Here is a 22,903-nt window from a genome sequence, read left to right as displayed (position 1 = left end):
TTAAGCAATTGATTTTAATATAATTATCAAAATCAACATTGAGGGACTGTAAATTTAACTGACACTTGTCTAATAATTCACTGTTATGCAGCTTGCTTCAACGTTGTTGCTAACTCTTGAGGCTCCATAACAACGTATTTTCTTTTTGCTAATAAATACTCATAGCAAGTCCCACAGAAGAAAATCAACGCTAGCCAATACAAAATACTGTAATCGGTTTCAATAGGCTCCGATTTAGCTTGTTCTTCCAATTTTTGCCCGGTAACTTGCTGTGTTTGTGCTAAAGGCGTTGTTACTTGCGGTTGTGCTAACGCTTGAGCCAATGCTTTCGATACGGCATTAAGCCAAAACCCGCCGCACTGCTATCCATATAGTCATTGAACTTCTCATTATCTGTGGCAACATCAAATTCACTGGCAATCTCAGTGTAAGTCTCTACCATTTTTTTAATCGTCGCTTCATGAGCTTGCCAATAACCTTTACGAACAGCCTCAAGCATACGCTCAATAATTTGCGTTAAACTTTCAGCGTTATGTTCTTCAAAAAACGCTCGCATGTCCATTTGATATTTATCTTCAACATACACATCAAAAAACTCTTGCCATTGATCGTCACGTATTACTTCAGGTGTCATCACTTCCCCCCCACATATTGTTCATCCGATCTAGGATAGCCGTTGCGCCAGCGTAACCCGAATCCTGCATCGCTTTTATCCAACGAGGATGAAAGTAACGACTGCGCATTTTTTGATTAACAAACTCATCAAGGGTTTGGCTTTTAAGTTGATCTTTCTTGCGTAAATTAGAAACATACATTTCAGGGGTAGCACCATCAAGGTGTCTAACAGCTAAACCGATACCACCAAAATATTGGAAAGGATCATCATTAGTCATTAGGGCATAAAGGTTAGTAGAACGAGAGAAAATTACCCCCTCTGTTCCCGATAACACCTTTGAATAAAGCCCTTCGCCCTCCCCCAGAGTGTTAGCAGCATTTTCACTCCAGCGACTTTCATCTGCACCGTATGCAAAGCCCATACGATCTAAATACAAATTAGCTAGTTTATCATCGGTTTCCTATGTATCAGAGGCTAACGAGCTACTTGCTAACCCTGTCCCGTAATTGCCTGTTTCATTGGAGAAAATACGAATTGATGAAAGATAATCAGCATCGGCTTCTGTTTTTCCCTTTTCCAATAACTTAGCTTTAAGTGCATTCGCATTACGATAGACAAAGTTATTGTCTTCTTTCACTTTAGCTACTTTATCAATGGCTTTGGCTAACCATAACATCACATTAGGAAAAGCATCGCGGTATAAGCCCGTTGCTGAAATAACAACGTCAATACGTGGGCGTTTTAGTTCAGCGTATGGAATAATTTCAGTATCAATAACATTACCTTGCTTATTCCATTTAGGCTTCAAACCTAATGCATGTAGAATTTGTGCTTCTAATGCTCCTTGGTGACGCATAGTTTCTAAAGACCACAGAGAAAAAGCTAATTTCTTAGGGTATTTACCATGCTTCTCAAGGCAAGCATCAATGGTTTGATTCATCAAAGTAACACCTGCATCATAAGCTTCTTTTGACGGAACTTTTGCAAGGTTAAAACCAATTAAATTTCTCCCTGTCGGTGCTGCATTGGGGTTACGAATAGGGTCATTACCATAACTAACCGGTATGTAATTTCCACCTAGTGCAAGCATCAAGTTTTTGGTTTCTGCAATCGCTTGAAAGTTATCCCAGTATTCTTTAGCTAACAATAAATCGACCGCTAATTGCTCATACTCCGCAGCTCTTTTTGTAAAATCGTCACCTAACATCTGTAACATGGTACTAAACAAATGTGTGTCTTGTGGTAGCTCACCAAAACATGAACGCCTAACGGTTGACTCATTTGCGCTAAGGCATTTAGATGATCACTTCTCTGTTTTTGCTAATGCGGCTTATCAAGACGGTGAAAATGATGATACTGGTGAATATCTCAATAGCATCACACTATTATCAGGTATTGCAGGCATTAGTTTTGAGCAAGCCTCACTCTCTACAGAGCTCATTGTCAACTGGACAGATCGCATGGACAAAATAAATGAAGGTAATCTTGAAATTGCAGGCTACGGTACAATAGATTTATTAGCTACCTACGTTTTTACCGACAACTTAACAGTAAACTTAGCGTTAACTAACCTAGCAGATAAAGAATATGTTCAATACTTAAATGGCTCAAACCACAAAGATGTATCAACTTTAAACGATGTCATTGATCCAGGAAGAAGCTTTTCTGCAACGGTACGTTATGCTTTTTAATCGCTAATGAGCCAGTAACATAATTTGTTCAATAACGAAAACATTAAAGCAAAACTGATAAATAACAAATCAGTTTTGCTTTGCAATGAGTTTAATAGGGGGATTTTATCAATCAACGTTCATAAGCGAGCTGTTCAGCATCACCACTGATAATCAAAGTTTTATAACCCGAAGAGTCACGTTTATCAAAAGTAGACTTTTGCTTTCTTTCAAACTCCTGCCTAACATTTACAAGTCTGTCGTCAACAACTTGATAGAAATATTTACGAGATTGATTAATTGACAGTTTGAAAAACAAATAAATACTGCCTTTGCCTTCAAAACTTAAATTTGCTTGTAAAGGTACACCTTGCTCATCAATGGTAATATTATATTTTCCTTTGAAGTCATCAACATACCCACGAACCTCTTTATTAGTGATAATTGCCTCTAGAGGTAAATCAAAATGCAGTATTCTTGCTTTACTCCCAGAAAACTGTATCTCTTCTTCATTAATAAACTCAGCTTTAATAAGCGAACGCTTTAAATTTGATGCCGCAGAAAGCATGCTACTTAATTCACTTGCTTCAATATCATTAATCGCATTTAATGTCGGGGTATTTACTTCTTCGTCTGTTTCTTTCTCATCTCTTTCAGATTCAAGCTTTAAAAGCGTATCATTTGAATAAGTCACTTGTAAGCCTGTTGGAGCGTCCACAAGAAACACTTGAGCAAAACCACTAGTCGTCTTAATTTCTTTCTTTCGACCACGCTTTTGACTATAAGCCGTTTCAAGTGTCGCTGTAATCGTAGAATTACCACTCAATTGACTTAAAGCACGGTTTAGATCAGTTAAGCCATCAGCATAACTAGTCAATGAGAAACAGCTAAGTGCTGACAAAACTAACAAGGGACAATATTTTTTAATTAACGACATTCTTCTTCCGTTTAAAATAAATCTGACTAATCGATACTGATGTTAGCATGGAGTATAAGGAGATTGGCAGTGATTAACAGTTAGCAAATGTGAATAAACCACTTAACTTCACAGTTAAGTGGTAACAACCAGTTTTTTATTGAGTTAAGAGTTAAACGCAATACCTTTAGTGATTTCATTTGATAATGAACTTAACAAGTCAATGACCTTAAAACTCGAATTTTCCATTTTAGTTAAGTTCTGAACCACACTTTCATTGTCACCTGCATTAAAAGCCTTTAAAGCGTCAAGACCATACCGGTGAACGTCTGCATGAGGACTGTCTATCTGTTTAAAAGCATTCATTGATGCGTATTTATCTGCACCTTCTCCGTGATAGTACCATTTACCTAAACGACACATGGTATGATCAGCAAAGTCTTCAATAACCTTATCAGTTAAGCCTAACATGACTTGATAAACTTCAAGCTTCCATACAACATGATCCATCTTAACTGTTTGAATAAAAGCATCAGCTGTAGAGTTAGTAATTACCCCATACATGTTTTGTGACATGTTAACTATTTTATTGGCCGTTTCCTCAATTGAAGAAGTACTGACACTAATTTCCTCACTTTTAGTACCAACATGGTGAATACCATCAATGACATCGGTCATTTGTTGATTCACTTGATCAATTAAGTTTGAAATTTCATTCGACGCTTCTGCAGAACGTTGGGCTAAGGTTCGCACTTCATCAGCAACGACTGCAAAACCACGTCCTTGCTCTCCTGCCCTTGCAGCTTCTATCGCAGCATTTAACGCCAGCAAATTGGTTTGATCTGAAATACCTTTAATAATATTAACAAAATCATTAATGCCTGCAGTAACCGTTTTCAATTGATCGACAGAAACAGACGCTTTTTGTGTATCTGACGCTATTTGAGAAGTCGATGTAATGTTTTTTTGCAACATGCCAATGATTTGATCAAAAAGTTCATGTGAAGATTGAAAATTATCTCTGTGATCTAGCAGTTGAGTTGATGAAGAAGCTAATGCTTCTCTAATATGACTAATCAAATCTGCTGATTGCATCCAAAGCTTGTTCAGTTCGCTTTGATTTTCATACTCTTCTTGTTTTGATATTAGTCTCTGATTATCAGAGTACGCATAGCTTTTTGATTGCTCAAGCTCTGTTTCTAGAGCGTGAGTTTTTGCTTTTAACTGAGCTATTTCATCTTCGAGTGCTTTAACGTCTGATTTTTGTTTGAAACTAAATATCATCTAAAGACCTTAATATTAATTGATTAAACTTTATAAAATATAAGCGATTTAAGCTAAAGGTCAATAAATATCTCACATTAGAACTACCTTTATAACTAATTGATGGTTAACAGTTTAGGTATTTTAGAGACAAAAAAGCCTCTTAAAAGAGGCTTAGTATTTTAAACTATTTTTATACTGCAAAAGGATATTTTATTGCCTCATGGCATTGATAACCTTCAACCTCAAAATCATCCATAGTTACCCATGTTTCTAGATCTTTTAATGTTTTAATATCTGGATTGATATTTAATTTAGGTAAAGGTAGTGGTTCACGCTTTAATTGCACATCTTTCATTAATGGTAATTGATCTTCATAAATATGAGCATTTACTATTTTATGATAAGCCATACCCGCTTTTTTACTTGTAATTTGTGCCATTAAAGCAAGAAAAGTAAACACTTGAATTTGATTGAAATTTAAACCAAGTGGCACGTCGCACGAACGTTGAAAACTAGTAAGGTATAACGTGTCATCAAGTAATGAGAAGTTGTGCGTATGCATACAAGGTCTTAAACAGCCCATATGAAACTCTCCCGGATTATAAAACGTCATAATCTCGGCACGATCATCAACGCCATTTGATAGGTTATTAACAATCTTCTGTAATTGATCGATAGTGCCACCATCAGGTTTTGCCCATGCTCGCCCCTGAATACCATAAACTCGCCCCATATCATCTTCACCTTTTCGGTGAGGGTTATTTAGCCAAGCTTCATTTAGGTTGGCATTTGCATCCCAAGTTTTAGTACCAAGTTTTCGAAAATCTGCCGCATTATCATAACCACGAATATAACCGATAAATTCAGCGATTGCTGATTTGAAATAACTTTTACGCGTGGTAATCATCGGGAATTTATTAGCACCGACGTTATACTCTAAATCAGCATTAATAACGGTTAAACAACGCTTACCTGTACGCTCATTTTCAATCCAAGTTCCTTGGTCAATAATTCGTTGACACAAATCCAAATAAGCACGCATTTATTTTGCTCCTTTAACCGCTTGTTGTTTTGATGACTTAGTTATTTGGCTTTTCTGTTGGCTAATATAACCAATATAGATAATGAATAACCCTGCTAAAATCATTGGGATACTGAGTATTTGCCCTTTAGAGATAAACGAGAAATATAAACCTAGGTGCGCATCTGGCTCTCTATAGAACTCAACAATACTCCTAAAGACACCATAACCTATTAAGAAAACACCTGAGGCTAAACCTAAACTTCTTGGCTTACGTGATATATAAAATAAAATAGCAAAAAGCACCACACCTTCTAAGAAAAACTCATATAATTGTGATGGATGTCTAGGTAGCTGCAATGAGTCAGTAGGAAAAACCATCGCCCATGGCACATCGGTTTGTCTGCCCCAAAGCTCTGCATTAATAAAGTTACCCAACCTACCCATTCCTAAACCAATTGGTACCAATGGCGCCACAAAATCACCTACGGCAAGAAATTGCTTATTGGTTTTACGGGCAAAGATAAATATTGCAGTAATAACACCCAACAAACCACCGTGGAATGACATGCCACCTTGCCAAATTTTTAATAAGTACGTTGGATCAGCTAAGAAATAATCAAACTGATAAAACAAAACATAGCCAACGCGCCCACCCAGCACTACCCCAAGAAATCCATAAAACAATAAATCACTAACTTGTTCTCTTGTCCATAAGCCATTGCTTTTATCTGCTGCTCTATTAGCAATAAATAACGCTGCGAGAAAGCCAATTAAATACATCGTGCCATACCATCGCAAAGCAACAGGGCCGATACTAAAAATTACGGGGTCAATAACTGGAAACTGTAAATACTGATCTGACATTTTCTATCCGTTTTCAAGGTTTGCTAAGGACAATACCTTAGCAAATAGAATTGCACACGCTCTTTTTTAATAAAAAAGTAACGAGATGATACATGTGTTTGATTATACGCATTTATAGAGATAAATCGTGATATTTTTATCATGTCATCATATTGATAGCCACTAAAATAAGAAAAACAGCAAAACCTTTTTTCAAGGTTTTCACGGGTAACTTACTTGCGTATTTCACTCCAACAGGCGCAAAGAATGATGAGCTAATAACAATACCTATCAAAGCGGGTAAGTACACATACCCCGCACTCCACTTAGGCAATAAAGGTTGTGAAAAACCAATAAAGACATAACCTAGGGAACCAAATAATGCGACAAGTACACCACATATTGTAGCAATACCTATAGCATGCCTGATTGACATACCATAATAAGTTAGCACTGGTACTAAAATAGCCCCACCAGCCATGCCCATTAAGCTAGCGACAATCCCCGTTATCCAACTAATAACTTGTAAAGTTAAGGTCGAAGGTAATGTTTTCTCCTTAGGTTTTGCAATTGATATAAGCATATAACTTGCTAACAAAATAACGACAACCGCAAAAAAGAGCTTTAACGCTTGTGTAGACATAAAGTCAGCAATAAAGGCCCCCATTAATGCTCCTAATGAGACCATAACCATTAGTGGTTTTGCTAAATGCCAAGGAATATTGCTATTTCTATGATGCGCATAAGCTGCGCTAGATGAAGTAACTACAATGGCTGCTAATGATGTACCAAGTGCCATTGGCATAACTATACTGTATTCAACACCAAGCAGAGGTAACAAATAGGCTAAGGCTGGCACTACAAGCAAGCCACCACCAATCCCTAATAAGCCAGCTAAAAAGCCAACTAAACTACCTAGTGCAATACAAGTAAAAAAAACGGTAAAAATCATATAAAGCTATTTGGCATATAGAATAAAAAATAAGGCTAATACCCTGCGCGGATAAAACCACCTAAACCTAAGGTTTCTAGTTGCTCATTCAAGTAATCATGTACCTTATTTGTGGTGGGTAATGTTAACGTATGAGAAAGAATTTCTTGCGCTTGCTCAAAACTTACATGCCTGATTACCCACTTTATCCGCGGAACATTATGAGAGTTCATACTTAACTTATCAAACCCCATCGCTAATAATAAGATTGCGCCAGCGGGCGTTGAAGCTAATTCACCACACAAACTTATTGGTACTAATAACTGTGCCGATTCTTGAGAAATTGCATAAAGCGCTCTTAATACTGCAGGGTGAAAAGAATCATATAAATTGGCCACTTGGCTGTTATTTCTATCTACAGCCAATAAATACTGCGTTAAATCATTACTTCCTACCGAAAAGAAATCTACACGTTTTGCTAATTCTGGTAACTGGAATATTACCGAAGGTATTTCAAGCATAATGCCAACTCTTGGCTTCATTAACTGCTGTGAAATCACTTCAGCTTTTCGCTCGATCTGACTTCCTCGTTCACTATCATCAGGCGTTTTAGTCAGCTCTTCAATCAGTTGTGCTTTAATTTCCGCTTTCAATTCAAAGTAAGCTTGATTTATCAGCCTGATAGCCTCATCAACTTCTTCAATATTTGAGATCATAGGTAACATTATTTCTAAGTTACCAATCCCTTGATTCGCTCTAAGCATCGCTCGAATTTGCACAAGAAAAATTTCAGGGTGATCTAAAGTGATGCGAATGCCTCGCCAGCCAAGAAAAGGGTTTTCTTCGACAATGGGAAAGTAAGGTAGCGACTTGTCGCCGCCAACATCTAACGTACGCATTGTGACTGCATGTTTTGGAAACGCACTTAACACACGTTTATAAAGCAGTGTCTGCTCTTGCTCAGATGGAAAGCAACTTCTATTCATAAACGGGATTTCTGTACGATATAAACCAATACTTAACGCACCTAAATTACCTGAATGCTCGAAACCTTCAGACAAACCAGCATTTAACAAAATTTCAATCGCTCTACCGTCTTTTGTAATGCAAGGTAGGTGTGCAACTTCCATTACTTTTTCTGTTAACTCTTGCTCTTGGCTAATTAAATATTGATATTCTTGTACAAGTGTTTCATCAGGGTTAATAAATAATTCGCCACTATAACCATCAACAATAGCCTGTTGTAGATCTAACTGTATAAACGCGACTGCATTAACGCCCATAATGGCGGGTAAACCCAATGACCGTGCAAGTATTGCCGCATGTGAGTTATTAGACCCTGATAATGAAATAATCCCCTTTAAACCTTTATGCTGGTATTCTGCCAACATCGATGCCGTTACATCTTTAGCAAGTAAGATAAACTCATTAGGTAAAGCTTTAGTTTGCTGTTCTTCTTTACGTAAATTAAATAAAAGTCGGTTACCTAAATCTTGAACATCACTTGCTCGTTCTTGTAAATAAGTATCTTCAATCGCTTTAAACTGAGCAACATAGTGCTCTATAACCATTTTTAATGCGCTGTCTGCTCGCCAACCTAGGTTAATTTTATCTGTGATTTCTTGCCCTATACCAGCCTGAGCAAGCATTTGTTTATAAACATCAAAAATAGCAAGGCTTTCATCTTTAACAATACTGGTCAGTTTATTGCTGAGCTGCTCAAAGTCAGTACGTGTTTTTTCAATTGCTTGGGCAATTCTTTTATGCTGACCAGCAATATTTGTAACCTTTTTTAAACTAACCGATGAGAGATCTGCTTGCGGTTGGCATACAACAATTTGACTCATCGCAATGCCCGCTGAGCCTGCAATACCTTGTAATTGCTTATTTTGATGTACTTGTGCTTGCGGGTTAAAAATTAAATTTTTAGTTTCAGCACTAGCCAATGCCCCTGCTAATTGAGCAGATAAAGTCACTAAAAAAGCTTCTTCGTTTTCAGAGAAATATCTGGCTTGTGTTTGTTGTATTGTTAATATGCCTAGTACTTTTCGCTGATGAATTATCGGAGTACCTAAAAAGGCTTTTAAATCATCTTCTTGTACTTCGGGTGCGTGAATATAATCTTTGTGCGCTTGGGCATTGGCAATATTTAATGGTTCTTCACGCTGACCTACAAGACCAACAAGTCCTTCAGAAAAACCAATACACGTTTTACCTAAAGAGTTTATTGCTAAACCGTCAGAAGCCATTAATACGAAATGTTGATAATGATAATCAGCAAGGTATATTGAGCAACACTCAGTATTCATCGCTGATTTAACCTGAGTGACCATACGCTCTAACGCTGATTGCAATTCAGTTTCTTGACTAAAATCTAATACAATTCGACGAAGCGTAGCTAACATTTTTTTCCTTAATAAGATCAGTATTGCAGAGAAAAAAATAGCCTACCGTTAGTTCCCATTGGGCTAATTGTAGGCTATTTAGCATTATGTTATATCATAGTAATAACTAGACACAGACTAAGCACGACGTTTCCTTCTGTCATTTCGTCTATCATGCCGTCTATCTTGCGAAAATGACAAAGCAGCATGTGCAAACTCTTTCATCACTTTACGATAAACGTCTTTTTTGAAAGAGACCACTTGTCGTACTGGATACCAATAACTTACCCAGCGCCAATCATCAAATTCAGGGTGATTACTGTGCAGTAAGTTAACAGCCGACTCAGGTGCAGTAAGCTTTAATAAAAACCACTTCTGCTTTTGCCCAATACAAACGGGCTTTGAATCATGTCTAATAAAACGTTTTGGTAATTTATATTTCAGCCAATGCTTGGTTGAAGCAACTATTTTTACATGTTCGGGTTTGAGGCCAACTTCTTCATGTAACTCACGATACATAGTTTGTTCAGCCGTTTCACCTTCATCAACGCCCCCTTGAGGGTATTGCCATGAATGTTGTCCATACCTTCTTGCCCAAAATACTTGTCCCCTGTCATTAATTATTACTATGCCGACATTGGCGCGATAGCCTTCGGCATCGATCACAGGAACTCCTGGCAAATTTAAAAAATTACTTACCTAGATTCAACCATAATAACGTCATATGAGCAAATGATAACTTTGATTTTTTTAGCATTTAACAACATAATACTCGCCCTGTGCGTTAAATTATCTGGCTATAACATTGCTTTATGAATATCCCAAAAACTGAACAAGAGCTATTAGAAAGAGCACAAAATCTTGCTGGGTTAACCTTAGGTGAAATCGCAAATGATGCGGGCATTGAAGTTCCTGTTAACTTAACACGAAATAAAGGCTGGATTGGCTTACTATTAGAACATGTTTTAGGCGCTAGTGCAGGTTCTAGACCCGAACCTGATTTTCCAAATTTAGGTATAGAGTTAAAGTCTTTACCCATTAATGAAGAAGCTAAACCCTTAGAAACAACTTTCGTTAGTGTTGCCCCGCTTACGGGTCTAGTAGGTATTAATTGGCATAATTGTTATGTGAAGAAAAAGCTGGCTAAAGTTTTGTGGGTTCCCGTTATCAGCCCCAAAGAGTTACCGATTACTCAACGAATTGTTGGCACTCCATTTCTCTGGTCACCTAGTCAAGAAGAAGAAGCATTACTTGCCCAAGACTGGCAAGAGCTAACCGACATGATAGTGTTAGGAGAAGTAGAAAATATTCATGGAAAGCATGGTCAGGTGATGCAATTAAGGCCCAAGGCAGCAAATAGCAAAGCCAAAACTCAAGCTTATGATCGCCATGGTAAACCCTTTATGACATTACCAAGAGGTTTTTATTTAAAAATCAACTTTACACATATGCTGCTTCATAAGTATTTACGTATCAACTGATTTGTAACTTTTTAGCAAAATTTAATTTTTACTTTTGCTCATCAGAAAATGGTTTCACCATAATCTTCTGTCTTAACTCAGCACTTTTGCCAGCGGGTAAAATCTGCCACTTAGTATCAGCGGCTTCTACACAGACAAAACGTTGTTCCCCCTTAGGATGAATATCAGCCATAGTCCTAGCAACGTCTTGTCCTGGGTTCCATAAAACCCATTGATGACCATTACTTTCAATAGCGAGTGTTCTTTGCCACTTAGAATCAATAAGGCTTACTGCTTTGGTGTACTCATAAACGCGATCAATAGGACCTACACAATGTGCAATAGGCTGTTTTGATTTGTTTTTACCTGACAGCTTATCAAAATAATCGGCTTGCTCTAACGCATTAATCGATGTGTATAAAGGCGAGCTAACATTAAAGTAACTATGCAATGCACCTGTATATTCAGCATCCTCATTTGAAAGGTTCTGCATGTTTAATACTTGCTCAAAATGTTGACCAAAGCATAAAGTTTGTTTTAATTTAAAAGCATTTGGCCATAAATAATGCTGGTTTTCTGAGGCAAAAACCAAGTGAAGGATAACCTGCTCTTGTGTGACATTTATATCTTCTAGTTGCCAATCTGCTTGCCTAGCAAAACCATGGTTTCCTGCTGGTTGGCTATCCACCTCTTGAAAAGGTTGTTTATCATTTGCGCCAAACCAAGGCCAACATAAGGGAATACCGCCACGTATTGCTTTACCCTTACTAAAATGAGAGGTCTCACTTAACCAAAACACCTCTCGTTGTCCGTTTGGTACAAAAGATAACACTTGCCCACCGTATAAACTAATACTTGCTTGGCACTGCTTATGGTTAATACTAATTATTTCAACATCTTCAGTTCGTTGAAACTTAGTTATAGTTGCCCACTGATTTTTAAAGATAATTTCTGACATGTAGACCTTATAGTTGTTGTGTGAGCTTCACGTAATTAACGATCAATTATCATGATTTATATCATGTAACTCAAAGTAGCTATCATATCTAGTAGTGATGATGTAAGAAATGATAAAATATTTCATTGGCTCTAATTAATCTTAATTACCAATTTTTGCCAAACGAAAGGAAAAAACTATACTCACCTTGTAAAGCAACACCAACACCAATAACCGCAGGGCCAAAGCTTGTATCGGTACCTAAATAGACACTGCCTGATTGAATTAAATCACTAGATCTTACGGTTTCATCAATTTGCCAAGCATTACCAATTTCTACGCTGCCGCCCAAATACATAGGTAAACCAAAAGCACCGGGTATATCTCTACCTAAATCATATTGATAGACCAAAGCGCCAAATGCTTTATGTGCTCCTATTAACGCATCTTCCTGAAACCCTGATAAGTTTAAAAATCCGCCTAATTCACTGACATGAATGGTAAAATCAGAGTTTTCTTTACTATCTACGGTAGCTAGCGAAACAATACCGACAAAGGTGTGACCTCTAAACCCTAATGCACCTCGCCAATCAAGTGTAACGGCCATAGCGTCATCATTAGTATATTGTGTAAATGTTTTAGCGTATTCATCATGACTCCATAAAACCTTTAACGATAATTTATTTCCATCTGTTGGAAAGTTGAAACTATCTAATGAGTCATAGTCTGCACTGACATAAGCACCATAAGAGTCGTAATCATATGAGCCAACACTGAGCATATCGACCGATAAGTCCCCTTTTTCTGCAATCGCGCCAAGTTCAAATATGCCATCAAAAATAAAGTTTTTTCCCAGCGCTAATCTCGCTTGAGAATATTTATTAGTGATTTCATTTCTCGTTTTCGTTTTTTCCCACTTATCATGGCTATACTCTAGTCTAGCTCGTGCAAAATATTCATGATATTTACCTATGGGCTGATATAGCTCTGTTGCCAATTTAGTTTCCCAGCCGAGTCTAACCTCATTCAACCATTGACCACCATTATCAGTAATATCTGTCAATTTATAGGCAATATTTAATTCTGATATAGTGCGATGATTAAAATCTGTTTTTAAACTGAAGCCAAAATCTAAATAATTAGGTCCCCATGATTTAGCTTTTGTTTGCAAGGTAAGAATCTTTCCTTGTTGAACGTCTTCAATTTCAACCTTAACACTTTCAAAATTATCTAAGGCATAAACACGATCAATCGCTAGATCAAGGCGCTCTTTCGTTAAGATAGAGCCTATTTGAATCGCAAAATGTTGAGCAATAATGTCGGTATCAACATTGGAATCATTATCAAATTTAATGTCAACAACTTGATGTTCACTTTTATCTAACCATTCTTTAGACCTACTGAGTTTTTGATGTTGATAACGTGAATATTCAACATCATTCACAGACAAGGTTTTTATTTGCTCTACTTGAGCTAGTGCTTGCTTTTCGCCCAACTTCAGGGCTTGTGGCAATATAGACCAATCGGTTGTACTTAAATTATCGATTGCAGGTCTAATTAAAATATCTTTTTCTGTTAAGAGTTCTTTTTGTTTTAGCGTTGTATTGTTTGTAAGAATTGTTGATAACTGATTCAGAACAGCTACAGTACTTGTTAATTCTTCATCAGCAACAAGTGGCGAACCGATATCTACTGCGATAACAATCTCTGCCCCCATCTTCTTTATAACATCAATAGGCATATTATTGGTAATGCCACCATCAACCAATGTTCTTCCATCAATTTCAACAGCCGAAACAATACCGGGCACAGCAGCAGAAGCTTTCATAGCTTGATGAATACTCCCTTTTGACAGTACAACGGCTTCTGCTGTCGCTATATCAGAAGCAACAGCTCTATAAGGAATAGCTAAATTATCAAACGTTGCAAACGTAGGAACAATATCTGTTGATAACCTCAACACTTGATAAGCACTTTGCCCTAACAGCAAGCCATGAGGTACTTTAATTTCTCCATCAGAAAAACCCAGACGAATCCCTAAGTTGTATCTATCCCTTAACTGCTTATCTCGATAAGATAAGTTTTCTCTTGGAATGAAGTCTGAATAGCCAGCATCCCAAGGTAATCCCAGCATAATATTTTCAATGTCTTCAACTGAATAACCTAAAGCATACATACCGGCAACATAAGCGCCAATGCTGGTGCCTACGATAAAATCGATAGGGACTTTTTCTTGCTCAAGTATTTTTAAAACGCCAATATGCGCAGATCCTTTCGCGCCACCACCACTAAGCACAAGCCCTATTTTAGGTCTTTCGCTAGCATTAGAAAATGTTGTCAGTGTAGAACAAAATGATACGAGGATTATTAAGGAAAGTATGCGCATTATTTTTTAAAACTTATTCAATAATACGCATATAGTAAGGACAGGATATTGATAATACAAGTATTATCAATATCCGTATTAGATGATTAGAACCTAGCGAGTTACTTAGTGTAAGCTCTAGGCATATCCGATTGCGTCGTATAACGATCTCGTAAAGCATCTTGACGTGATTGCGTCGAAACTTTTTGACCATTTATCCACATTGCATCAACTTTTGTACTGATTTCAAAAGGATCATTGCTCCATAACACCAAATCAGCTTTTTTACCTACTGAGATACGACCAGAGTTAAGTTTAAAAGTATCTGCTACATTAGCGGTTACTGCAGCTAAAGCACTTGTTTGACTTAGCCCGTTGGCAATAGCCACACCTGCATCATAACGCAATTGGTTAATATTATGACTCTCACCACTTGGCGTTAAAATAACATTTACACCTGCTTTTTCTAACTCCGCAATCATAGTTAATGAACCGTGTAACGAATCAAAACTATTAGGCAAGTTATCTATAGCACTGGTCATTACCGGTACGTTAGCAGCAACAATGTCTTCTTTGACTAAGATTGCATCGCGGGCACCAACAAGTACTAGGTTAAGTTGATACTGTTTCTTCAGTTTAAGTAAAGCTAAAATATCCGTTGCTCTGTCAGCATACGCTAGCAATAATTTCTCACCTTTTAATAAAGCATGAACAGGTAATTCTTTACGCTTAGGCTCTTTGTTTTTACTTTTATCTTTCGCTTTTTCAGACTTTTCAATTGCCTTTTTAGCATCAGCCAGCGTATTTGTAAGTTTTTGCAATGCCATTGCTCGTGAGCCTTTACGTTTTGAACCAAGCTCAACTATAACGGCATCATTTGCGCGAATAACACTGTTAAACTCACCTGACAAATCCACAATAAAAGTCTGACCTTTAAAGATTCCTTCGCCACCATGAGGAGTGACTACATTGCTGGTAATGCCACCTTTACGAGTATAAGGAATTAATGTTGATTTAGGGTTAAACGCTAAGCTTGCATCAAAGGTAATATCAGCCTTTTTATCAGAAGCATCACGACTTTGCGATACAGCGCCGACTTCAACTAGACCCAGAATGTTATTTGATGCTATGAAACCTGGCGTTAAAATGCGGCCTGCGGCATCAACGGTACTGTCAGGAGTAATCGATTCAGGTGTTTCACCGCTAGCATAAACCGCAGATATTTTACCCTCTTCAATAAAAACAGACGCGTTACTTAGAATGCCTTGGCTTGACACAGTGTGTACTTCAGCATTGGTAATAAGTAACGATTCAGCTTGAGCAACAGAGGCTAATGCCGTTGTTGCGATTAAACCAGCAACAGAAATACATTTACTCATCGACACCAAGCTTTTTGAAATTAATACGTTATTCTTTTTCATGATAATTCCTATTTATTGCCTTGTGCTTGGCCAAGTAAAAAGTCACTCTTAGCCTGATATTTTTCATCAAATCTATCGTAAACTTTCGCGCCATCAATGAAGACTTGTTCCGCTTTTGCATAAATACTAAATGGATTGGTATTCCAAACAACAACATCAGCTTTTTTACCTGAGGCTAAACTACCCACCTTATCGCTGATACCAAGTGACTTAGCAGCGTTATGTGTGATCCATTTAATTGCATCTTCTTCCTTTAATTCAAAACCATTTTCATTAGCTCGATAAAGTACTTTCGCCGCTTCGTGGTTTAAACGTTGAATGGTTGTAGCTGAGTCTGAGTGCACAACAGCACATGAATTTTTTACTGCATCAACAATAGCAACATTTTCTTCAACCATATCGTAAGCTTCCATTTTGAAGCCCCACCAATCTGGCCACATTGCAACACAATTACCATTCTCAGCAAGTAAGTCAGCAATTTTATATGCTTCTACGCCATGATGAAAAGTACCAGCGTGATAATTAAATTCTTTACTCAAGTCAATCATTACCGCCATTTCTTCAGCTTTGTAACAGTGATTGTGTATTAAAATTTCACCATCGAGTACCCCCATCAGTGTGTCTAGCTCTAAATCTCTTTTAGGGGCTTCTGGGTTTTTCCCTGCATTATAATCACTTTCATATTTTTCCCATGCGCGCTTGTATTCCGTCGCAGCAATCCAAGCACTGCGATAACCAGCAACATTACCCATTCGCGTAGAAGGTAATACTTTTCGGCTACCATAAACACGTTTAGGGTTTTCACCACAAGCCATCTTTAAGCCATAAGGTGCCTCGGCAAACTTCATCCCTTGCATTGTATGGCTTGGTACATTACGTAACGTCACACCTCTACCACCAAATAAATTCGCTGAACCGGGTAAAATTTGTAAGCTAGTAACACCACCAGCACGAGCCGTTTGAAAACCAGGATCTTGTGGCCAAATACTATGCTCTGCCCATACTTCTGATGTATTAGGTGCGGTCATTTCGTTACCGTCTGAGTGCGAATCAACTTGCGGACTAGGATAGACACCTAAATGTGAATGAACGTCAATAATACCAGGAGTAATCCATTTACCTTGCATATCTATAACCGTAACATCTTGTGCTGATAAATCCGTGCCCACTTGTTGAACTTTACCGTCAACTAATAAGATATCTGAATTGTCTAAACGCTCACCAGTGCCTGTTAATATTGTTGCATTTGTTAACAAGGTATTCTGCTTAGGCAATACTTGATAACTACTTGGGTAAGGGTTTTTGTTAATCGTTACTTTAGCGTCTTGTTTTTCTTCTGATAAGCAAGCGGATAAAGCAACAGAAAGCACACTAATAGACAAAACTTTGATTGCCATTTTTTGCTCGGTTCTATTTGCTAGCATATGGATTCCTGTAGCGTTTTATTGTAATAATTAAAATTATCATAGGATAAATTAGCTTATTACGATTTGTTTAGAACAACAACTTAATGACGATAAAACGTTGAAACTTTGCGATTAGGTGCACAAAGCACTTTTTACAGAGAGGGAATTAGGTATTAATTAGGCCATGTTTAGGCAATAACGACTTTGTTTCGTCCAGAGTTTTTTGCTTGATAGAGCGCATTATCTGCATGGGCAATAAAAGTCTCAGCATGACTAAAAACTTCGGGATCCCATTGACTTACACCTATACTGACGGTAATTGAGATCACATTTTTTGCAGCCTGAATAGATAACTCTTCAATATTTGATCTTAAACGTTCGGCAAAATGCTTCGCATTTTCTATGTTCGTGTCGGGCATGACGATCACAAATTCTTCACCACCAACCCTTGCAACAACATCAGAACTTCGAACTGCTTTTTTACAAGCCTGATAGAAAACCTTTAAGGCATAATCGCCCATCTGATGACCGTAAGTATCGTTAATCGCTTTGAAATGATCTATATCCAAAAGCATTATAGATAATGGTCGTTCGCCTTGATTAGCACTTAAAACTTCTTTATTCAATAAATTATTAAAATGGTGCCTATTTACTGCACCCGTTAGTGCATCTGTCATTGCTAAGTGTTCAAAATGATCTTGCTGAGATTTTCTGTACTGAATTTCTTTTTGCTGATCATCGACCCTAGCTTTATATATCTCTGCTTGTAATAACCTTCGTCTTAGCTTTTCAAAGGCTAATTGCATAGCGCCAATTTCATCGTTATTTGGGTTAGTATGAAACTGAATATTCGTTTGTCCTGCAGACATATCATCTAGTGCGTAAGTTAACTTACGAACTGGGCTTATAATGCTGTAATTCAAAACCAAAGCAAATAAAACAGAAATCAATAAAAATATCGTCAACAAAAAAGCGAACCAAAAGAATTTATTTTCAATCTCTTGCGATACCACTTCAATTTTCGAGCTAAAATCATCAATAAGGTTATCCGAAATAACCTTCATAAGATCAATTTCTTGTGACAACAAGTCAAACCAAACATCACTTCTTTCATCAATTTGATGATTTGACCTTATATGGGTATAAACTTGCTCAATAGTATCTATCACTAACTTTTCCTGACAAAAATCAGCGCATTCAATTAACTGTTTTTCATTGGCAGACTTTTTAAAACTTCGTATGCTTGATAACTGTTTACCTTGTAAGGTAATGATTTCTTTATTGTCTAATAACTTAGGGGATTCTTTAGCTATTTCTCCCATGCCTATTGCTCTTATTTGCCCCATGTATTCTTTAAATAATAAAATAGCATTGATTGCATCAATATCGTTGCTTAATTCACTACCAATATCCAAATGAGTTAAGTTTTCAGAAATGGATAGTAATTGCTCTATTAATTGAGCATACGCTTGGTTGCTTTCACTTTCAGACAGATTACCTTTATCAAGGGACAGTCTAATACTAATCAGTTTTATAAAAGATTTTTTTACATTGTTTGAATAAAGGAGAATATTATCTTTAACGGTGTCATCAAGGTGTAAATTAAGCAGCAGTAGAAAGTTTTTAATTTTCTCATCAGAAATGGCACGACGCTCAATTAAGCTATTAGCATAGTATTTAAAGTTAGAGCTACTAAAGCCACTTGATAGCCCTCTTTCGACCTGAAGAGAATGACTGATACCATTGACTTGCTTCACAACACTATGTAAACCAATAAGTAAAGAGACATTGTTATATCGCTGAAAACTGTGATTTAGCAACATAAAACATAACGCAAATGACATAATCAAAGGTGACAGTGTCGTGATAAACACTCGACGACTTAAGCTAATATTTTGCGCTAGCTTTATTGAAAGAAAGCGTAATAAAGGGTGTTTGCTACGTTTTGTCTTTTTATATGTATCAATGTTTTGTGCGTTCTTTATTGCAGCTACATAATCCTGATCTTCATGCAAAATATGTTTTAATAACCATTGTTGTAAATACTCAGTGATCTCTGAACGCACTTCTGATGAACGATTGGCAAGCCAGTGCTCTTTTAAAGCAGAAATTTTTTTTATAAAACTTTGGTGGCTTTCTTTATGACTAGCTAAATCTTTAAAATTATATTGAGCTAACAATGCTTCTTCACGAGAAAAATGTTCAACAATATATTGCTCTAACTCGGTAAAAGTTTCGTTAATGACGCTATCAAGCTGATGGCTATTCTGATTGGCAATTAGACGAGAGAGAATGGCAATTATTTTTTTATGATCGTTGTCAATAGCCTCAATGCCGACGCTCATCCCTTCGTTCCATACTAGTTCGGCCATTTTATTTCTATCTTGTATCGCGAATAATTTCTTAAGACATAAATACTTTGAACACTCGATGGGTAATCAAAGTACTAACAGTTTGATAAATAGTATCCAATGATTAAAAAGGGTACAACGTTTTCACCACTATTTACTGGCTAAATCGCGATGAGATCAAGTTTTTCAATTTTTTATAGCGTAACAGTAAAATAAGCAAGGTTAACCCTGCATAAAATAGCGGTGAAGTAAGCTCTGATTTAACTGACCAGTAAAAGTGAACACTTACCAATAGCACAATAAAATAACTACAGTTATGAAGAGATTGCCATTGCTTACCCATTTTCTTTTTTAATTGGTTATGTGAAGTGATTGCGAGCATAGTCAGTATCATAAAAGCCAACATACCAACAGTAATATAAGGCCGCTTAATGACTTCTGAAATAAATAAAGCCCCATCAAACTGCAAATCAAATGCGAGAAAGTTACTTAAATGAAGTAGCGCATAAAAGAAACTATACAAACCAAGTAAACGTCTAACCTTCATTAAAAAATGTAAACCAAATTTTTTCGCCAAAGGAGAAACGCACAAAGTAATTAATAATAAGTTAAATGCGCCAATACCGGTAAAGTGAATTAATTGTTCTACAGGATCCCCTAATAGGTGCCCGGTAAATGCTTGCATATAGATTATGACAAGCGGTGTGATTGATATACAATGAATTAATAACTTAACAATAAGAATTGTACCTTTACCTTTACCTTTACCTTTACCTATAAAAGCATCATTCACTTTGCGCTTTGAAGACACCTTTTCACTCTTTATTGCTGTTTTCATCTCATCAAACTATCTTAATATTGTATTAATAGTATTTATGTAAATCCATGCCTTTGTATAAATGAGCAACTTGCTCACCATAACCATTAAATGGCAATGTGTTTATACGCGATGCGGCAAACAAACCATTGCCAGTGATACGCCTCTCTGTTGCTTGACTCCATCTTGGATGATCATGCATAGGATTTACATTCGCATAAAAACCATACTCTTGCGGTGCTAATTGATTCCATGTTGTTTGCGGTGGTGAAGAAACTAACTTGATTGAAACAATTGATTTAATACTTTTAAAACCGTATTTCCAAGGAACAACTAACCGAATGGGAGCACCATTTTGCGGTGGCAGCGTTTTTCCATAAAGGCCAACACTAAGTAGTGTCAACGAATTCATAGCCTCATCTATTCTCAAGCCTTCTGTATACGGATACTGAATACCTCCACCTAGCCTTCTATTGGCTTGTCCTGGCATTTGTTCAGGATCATGCAGGGTTTCAAAGACGACATATTTTGCCTTTGAATTAGGTGAAGCTTGTTTTAGTAAATTCGCAAGTGAAAAACCCTGCCATGGAATAACCATTGACCATGCTTCTACGCAGCGAAGTCTGTATATTCGCTCTTCAAGTTCAAAGCGTTTGAATAAATCATCATAGTCTAAGGTAAAAGGCTTATCACACTCGCCACTAACCTTAAGTTGCCAAGGATTCACCTTAAATTGCTGCGACAGCTCAAATGGTTGGTGCTTCTGACTGCCAAACTCATAAAAGTTATTATGGGTTGTCACTTTTTCTTCACTGGTTAATAGTTGTCCTGAAATATTTTCCGCTGCTTTATAAGTTAAATCAGAGGTGACAAAATTTGGCTTTTTATCACCAGAAAACCAGTTAGCATGACCATATGGGCTAAGGCCTGAAACAAGCGCTCCAGCACCTAAATACCCCATTTTAGTTAAAAGTTCTCGACGCTGACGATATATATTCTCATCTGTCACATCACTTTCTGATAAAGCCGATTTGAAGAAGTTTTTAAATAACATAGCCTGCCTTATAATAATTAAAACACGCCCTAAGGTGTGCTGACCTTTTAAGTAAAAATTTTGTACAAATTAAAAATCATGTAATAAAAGTATTAGACACAAAAAAGGGCTGATAAATTTCAGCCCTTTAACTATTTTTATGTTTCAGTTGCTTTAAGCGGCTTTAGCTAGCTTTTCAAGGTGAGCAACAACATCATTAGATTCATACAACCATTGAACATCACCATTCTCTTGTTCAATACGTAAACATGGTACAGTTCGCTTACCACCTTGGTTAATTAACTCTTCACGCAGTTCATTGCTAGCATTAATATTGCGAAGTTCAATTTGCAAACCTTCGCGTTTCATTGCTCTGCGCACTTTGACACAAAAAGGACACGCTGGTAATTGATACAAGCTAAGGTTTTTCGTTTGTATATTTAATTTTTCTTGTGCTTCTTTAGATCGTTTTGGCGATCTTGGCGAAAAAATAAAGTTTAACAAAAGAATGAGTCGACCAATTGGCCAACGGATCACTGACATCAACATAAAAGCCTCTTTTGTTCAGTAAAAAATTTACAGAATTCTAACATAAAGTTGGCTAGTACCACTAGCCTATATAAAACTACCACATAAGATCATCAGGTATTTGATACTCTGCATATGGGTCATCGTCAGTTGCATCTTCTTCTAGCACTTTGTCGTTTTGCACTAATACAATTGACTTATCTAATTCAGCAACTTTTGCCGCAGTTTCTGAAGTCACAATATAAGTCACCTCATCAAAACCACATAAAGCAAGACGGCCATTTACCAATGCTTTATAAGTTAAATCATTTACTGCTATTTTTTTTATTTTATTATTAAAGGTATAATTGTATTCATTATCACCCAACACATTGTTTATTTGATGATGTTGCAAAATCTGCTGAATCCTAAGCCCTTGCTCTTTTGCCGCAAGCTGCAATTTTTTCTCTTCGTTTAACGCATTATCTTTTGCTTTTTTTTCAGATTTTGCCTGCTGTAAATCTTGCTTAACTTTTTCTTGCAAAGTAGCTTCTTGCTCGACACCGCTGCGTTTTTGTTTATTTTTCTTTCGCTTTTCTGTGTTTGCCTGACGCGCTTTTTGTTTAGTCGTTAAACCTGCTTTTAATAATTGTTCTTGAAGAGAAGCCATGAGAGACGATTACACCTTACTCGTTAAAAATAGAAAAGTATTTTACCTTAATTTATTAAAGAGTCTAAACGCTTTTCTCCAAATAGTACTTGAGTAATTCATAATTATGAGGCTGTCATGCCAAGTGAAGAAAAAAATAAAATATAGCGCAAGACTACCCCAATCATTTTGCTTGTTCAGCTCGCTTATGAAACGCAAATCTGACTAATTAACCTGAGATGCGGATAAGAAATTGAACTAAATGCCCTTGCGGTGATCAGATCTTTCGACGAAAAAAGAAAGAGCA

Annotated in this window: 20 protein-coding genes and 2 pseudogenes; 2 read left to right on the top strand and 20 right to left on the bottom strand. The window is 36.9% G+C overall.

Features of this window, described 5'->3' with window-relative positions:
• Positions 1–83: 83 nt before the first annotated feature.
• The 3 genes and pseudogenes from D1094_RS13350 to D1094_RS18975 form a co-directional block, all read right to left on the bottom strand.
• Complete coding sequence (locus D1094_RS13350) at positions 84–323, bottom strand: hypothetical protein (RefSeq protein WP_118960617.1); 240 nt, start codon at positions 321–323, stop codon at positions 84–86.
• Positions 308–634, bottom strand: a complete 327-nt coding sequence (locus tag D1094_RS13345; RefSeq protein ID WP_118960616.1) for a cobaltochelatase subunit CobN — start codon at positions 632–634, stop codon at positions 308–310. Before D1094_RS13345 ends, D1094_RS13350 begins: the two co-directional genes overlap by 16 nt.
• Positions 624–1,823, bottom strand: a pseudogene (locus D1094_RS18975) (cobaltochelatase subunit CobN). Before D1094_RS18975 ends, D1094_RS13345 begins: the two are co-directional and overlap by 11 nt.
• Positions 1,824–1,848: 25 nt before the next feature.
• Between D1094_RS18975 and D1094_RS13330 the strand changes: the two are divergent.
• Complete coding sequence (locus D1094_RS13330; RefSeq protein ID WP_182440187.1) at positions 1,849–2,307, top strand: TonB-dependent receptor domain-containing protein; 459 nt, start codon at positions 1,849–1,851, stop codon at positions 2,305–2,307.
• A gap of 112 nt (positions 2,308–2,419) precedes the next feature.
• Here the strand turns inward: D1094_RS13330 and D1094_RS13325 are convergent, their stop codons facing one another.
• The 8 genes and pseudogenes from D1094_RS13325 to rppH form a co-directional block, all read right to left on the bottom strand.
• Complete coding sequence (locus tag D1094_RS13325; protein ID WP_118960612.1) at positions 2,420–3,223, bottom strand: hypothetical protein; 804 nt, start codon at positions 3,221–3,223, stop codon at positions 2,420–2,422.
• 144 nt (positions 3,224–3,367) lie between these two features.
• Positions 3,368–3,712, bottom strand: coding sequence for a CZB domain-containing protein (locus tag D1094_RS19095; protein ID WP_259337967.1), 345 nt, complete (start codon positions 3,710–3,712; stop codon positions 3,368–3,370).
• An 87-nt stretch (positions 3,713–3,799) separates the two neighbouring features.
• Positions 3,800–4,054, bottom strand: a pseudogene (locus D1094_RS19090) (methyl-accepting chemotaxis protein); the annotation flags it as partial.
• Positions 4,055–4,658: 604 nt separating this feature from the next.
• Positions 4,659–5,510, bottom strand: a complete 852-nt coding sequence (locus D1094_RS13315) for a thymidylate synthase (protein ID WP_118960610.1) — start codon at positions 5,508–5,510, stop codon at positions 4,659–4,661.
• Complete coding sequence (gene lgt, locus D1094_RS13310) at positions 5,511–6,356, bottom strand: prolipoprotein diacylglyceryl transferase (protein ID WP_118960609.1); 846 nt, start codon at positions 6,354–6,356, stop codon at positions 5,511–5,513.
• A 139-nt stretch (positions 6,357–6,495) separates the two neighbouring features.
• Complete coding sequence (locus D1094_RS13305; RefSeq protein WP_118960608.1) at positions 6,496–7,287, bottom strand: sulfite exporter TauE/SafE family protein; 792 nt, start codon at positions 7,285–7,287, stop codon at positions 6,496–6,498.
• 35 nt (positions 7,288–7,322) lie between these two features.
• The gene (gene ptsP, locus D1094_RS13300) at positions 7,323–9,671 is read right to left on the bottom strand and encodes a phosphoenolpyruvate--protein phosphotransferase (RefSeq protein ID WP_118960607.1); all 2,349 of its coding nucleotides are present in this window, start codon (positions 9,669–9,671) and stop codon (positions 7,323–7,325) included.
• Positions 9,672–9,788: 117 nt separating this feature from the next.
• Complete coding sequence (rppH, locus tag D1094_RS13295; protein ID WP_118960606.1) at positions 9,789–10,316, bottom strand: RNA pyrophosphohydrolase; 528 nt, start codon at positions 10,314–10,316, stop codon at positions 9,789–9,791.
• 146 nt (positions 10,317–10,462) lie between these two features.
• Between rppH and mutH the strand changes: the two genes are divergently transcribed.
• Complete coding sequence (mutH, locus tag D1094_RS13290; RefSeq protein WP_118960605.1) at positions 10,463–11,131, top strand: DNA mismatch repair endonuclease MutH; 669 nt, start codon at positions 10,463–10,465, stop codon at positions 11,129–11,131.
• Positions 11,132–11,159: 28 nt separating this feature from the next.
• Here the strand turns inward: mutH and D1094_RS13285 are convergent, their stop codons facing one another.
• The 9 genes from D1094_RS13285 to D1094_RS13245 form a co-directional block, all read right to left on the bottom strand.
• The gene (locus D1094_RS13285; protein WP_118960604.1) at positions 11,160–12,068 is read right to left on the bottom strand and encodes a D-hexose-6-phosphate mutarotase; all 909 of its coding nucleotides are present in this window, start codon (positions 12,066–12,068) and stop codon (positions 11,160–11,162) included.
• Between the two features lie 145 nt (positions 12,069–12,213).
• Positions 12,214–14,433 (bottom strand): patatin-like phospholipase family protein, encoded by a 2,220-nt coding sequence (locus D1094_RS13280; RefSeq protein ID WP_118960603.1) that lies wholly within the window; start codon positions 14,431–14,433, stop codon positions 12,214–12,216.
• Positions 14,434–14,534: 101 nt separating this feature from the next.
• The gene (locus tag D1094_RS13275; protein WP_118960602.1) at positions 14,535–15,833 is read right to left on the bottom strand and encodes an amidohydrolase family protein; all 1,299 of its coding nucleotides are present in this window, start codon (positions 15,831–15,833) and stop codon (positions 14,535–14,537) included.
• A gap of 8 nt (positions 15,834–15,841) precedes the next feature.
• Positions 15,842–17,257 (bottom strand): amidohydrolase, encoded by a 1,416-nt coding sequence (locus D1094_RS13270; protein ID WP_118960601.1) that lies wholly within the window; start codon positions 17,255–17,257, stop codon positions 15,842–15,844.
• Positions 17,258–17,427: 170 nt separating this feature from the next.
• On the bottom strand, positions 17,428–19,611 hold the full coding sequence (locus D1094_RS13265) for a bacteriohemerythrin (RefSeq protein WP_118960600.1): 2,184 nt from the start codon (positions 19,609–19,611) through the stop codon (positions 17,428–17,430).
• Positions 19,612–19,744: 133 nt separating this feature from the next.
• Positions 19,745–20,428 carry a protein-methionine-sulfoxide reductase heme-binding subunit MsrQ gene (gene msrQ / locus D1094_RS13260; RefSeq protein WP_118960599.1) on the bottom strand — a complete coding sequence of 228 codons (684 nt, stop codon included), beginning with the start codon at positions 20,426–20,428 and terminating at the stop codon, positions 19,745–19,747.
• 25 nt (positions 20,429–20,453) lie between these two features.
• Complete coding sequence (gene msrP / locus D1094_RS13255; RefSeq protein ID WP_118960598.1) at positions 20,454–21,461, bottom strand: protein-methionine-sulfoxide reductase catalytic subunit MsrP; 1,008 nt, start codon at positions 21,459–21,461, stop codon at positions 20,454–20,456.
• 153 nt (positions 21,462–21,614) lie between these two features.
• Entirely contained in the window at positions 21,615–21,983 is a 369-nt protein-coding gene (locus tag D1094_RS13250) for a glutaredoxin (RefSeq protein WP_118960734.1), read from the bottom strand.
• An 82-nt stretch (positions 21,984–22,065) separates the two neighbouring features.
• Positions 22,066–22,617, bottom strand: a complete 552-nt coding sequence (locus tag D1094_RS13245) for a DUF2058 domain-containing protein (RefSeq protein WP_118960597.1) — start codon at positions 22,615–22,617, stop codon at positions 22,066–22,068.
• Between the last annotated feature and the right edge of the window lie 286 nt (positions 22,618–22,903).

This window comes from Colwellia sp. RSH04 (genome assembly GCF_003545765.1).
Lineage (GTDB): Bacteria > Pseudomonadota > Gammaproteobacteria > Enterobacterales > Alteromonadaceae > Colwellia.
The sequence above is the reverse complement of the archived record's forward strand: the minus strand, read 5'-3'. Positions and strand labels throughout refer to the sequence as shown.

Excerpts from the sequence above, each read along its gene's own strand:
- D1094_RS13345 (WP_118960616.1), bottom strand. The coding sequence starts at position 634 with ATGACACCTGAAGTAATACGTGACGATCAATGGCAAGAGTTTTTTGAT.
- D1094_RS13325 (WP_118960612.1), bottom strand. The coding sequence starts at position 3,223 with ATGTCGTTAATTAAAAAATATTGTCCCTTGTTAGTTTTGTCAGCACTT.
- D1094_RS19095 (WP_259337967.1), bottom strand. The coding sequence starts at position 3,712 with ATGGATCATGTTGTATGGAAGCTTGAAGTTTATCAAGTCATGTTAGGC.
- D1094_RS13315 (WP_118960610.1), bottom strand. The coding sequence starts at position 5,510 with ATGCGTGCTTATTTGGATTTGTGTCAACGAATTATTGACCAAGGAACT.
- lgt (WP_118960609.1), bottom strand. The coding sequence starts at position 6,356 with ATGTCAGATCAGTATTTACAGTTTCCAGTTATTGACCCCGTAATTTTT.
- D1094_RS13305 (WP_118960608.1), bottom strand. The coding sequence starts at position 7,287 with ATGATTTTTACCGTTTTTTTTACTTGTATTGCACTAGGTAGTTTAGTT.
- ptsP (WP_118960607.1), bottom strand. The coding sequence starts at position 9,671 with ATGTTAGCTACGCTTCGTCGAATTGTATTAGATTTTAGTCAAGAAACT.
- mutH (WP_118960605.1), top strand. The coding sequence starts at position 10,463 with ATGAATATCCCAAAAACTGAACAAGAGCTATTAGAAAGAGCACAAAAT.
- D1094_RS13285 (WP_118960604.1), bottom strand. The coding sequence starts at position 12,068 with ATGTCAGAAATTATCTTTAAAAATCAGTGGGCAACTATAACTAAGTTT.
- D1094_RS13280 (WP_118960603.1), bottom strand. The coding sequence starts at position 14,433 with ATGCGCATACTTTCCTTAATAATCCTCGTATCATTTTGTTCTACACTG.
- D1094_RS13275 (WP_118960602.1), bottom strand. The coding sequence starts at position 15,833 with ATGAAAAAGAATAACGTATTAATTTCAAAAAGCTTGGTGTCGATGAGT.
- D1094_RS13270 (WP_118960601.1), bottom strand. The coding sequence starts at position 17,257 with ATGCTAGCAAATAGAACCGAGCAAAAAATGGCAATCAAAGTTTTGTCT.
- D1094_RS13265 (WP_118960600.1), bottom strand. The coding sequence starts at position 19,611 with ATGGCCGAACTAGTATGGAACGAAGGGATGAGCGTCGGCATTGAGGCT.
- msrQ (WP_118960599.1), bottom strand. The coding sequence starts at position 20,428 with ATGAAAACAGCAATAAAGAGTGAAAAGGTGTCTTCAAAGCGCAAAGTG.
- msrP (WP_118960598.1), bottom strand. The coding sequence starts at position 21,461 with ATGTTATTTAAAAACTTCTTCAAATCGGCTTTATCAGAAAGTGATGTG.
- D1094_RS13250 (WP_118960734.1), bottom strand. The coding sequence starts at position 21,983 with ATGTCAGTGATCCGTTGGCCAATTGGTCGACTCATTCTTTTGTTAAAC.
- D1094_RS13245 (WP_118960597.1), bottom strand. The coding sequence starts at position 22,617 with ATGGCTTCTCTTCAAGAACAATTATTAAAAGCAGGTTTAACGACTAAA.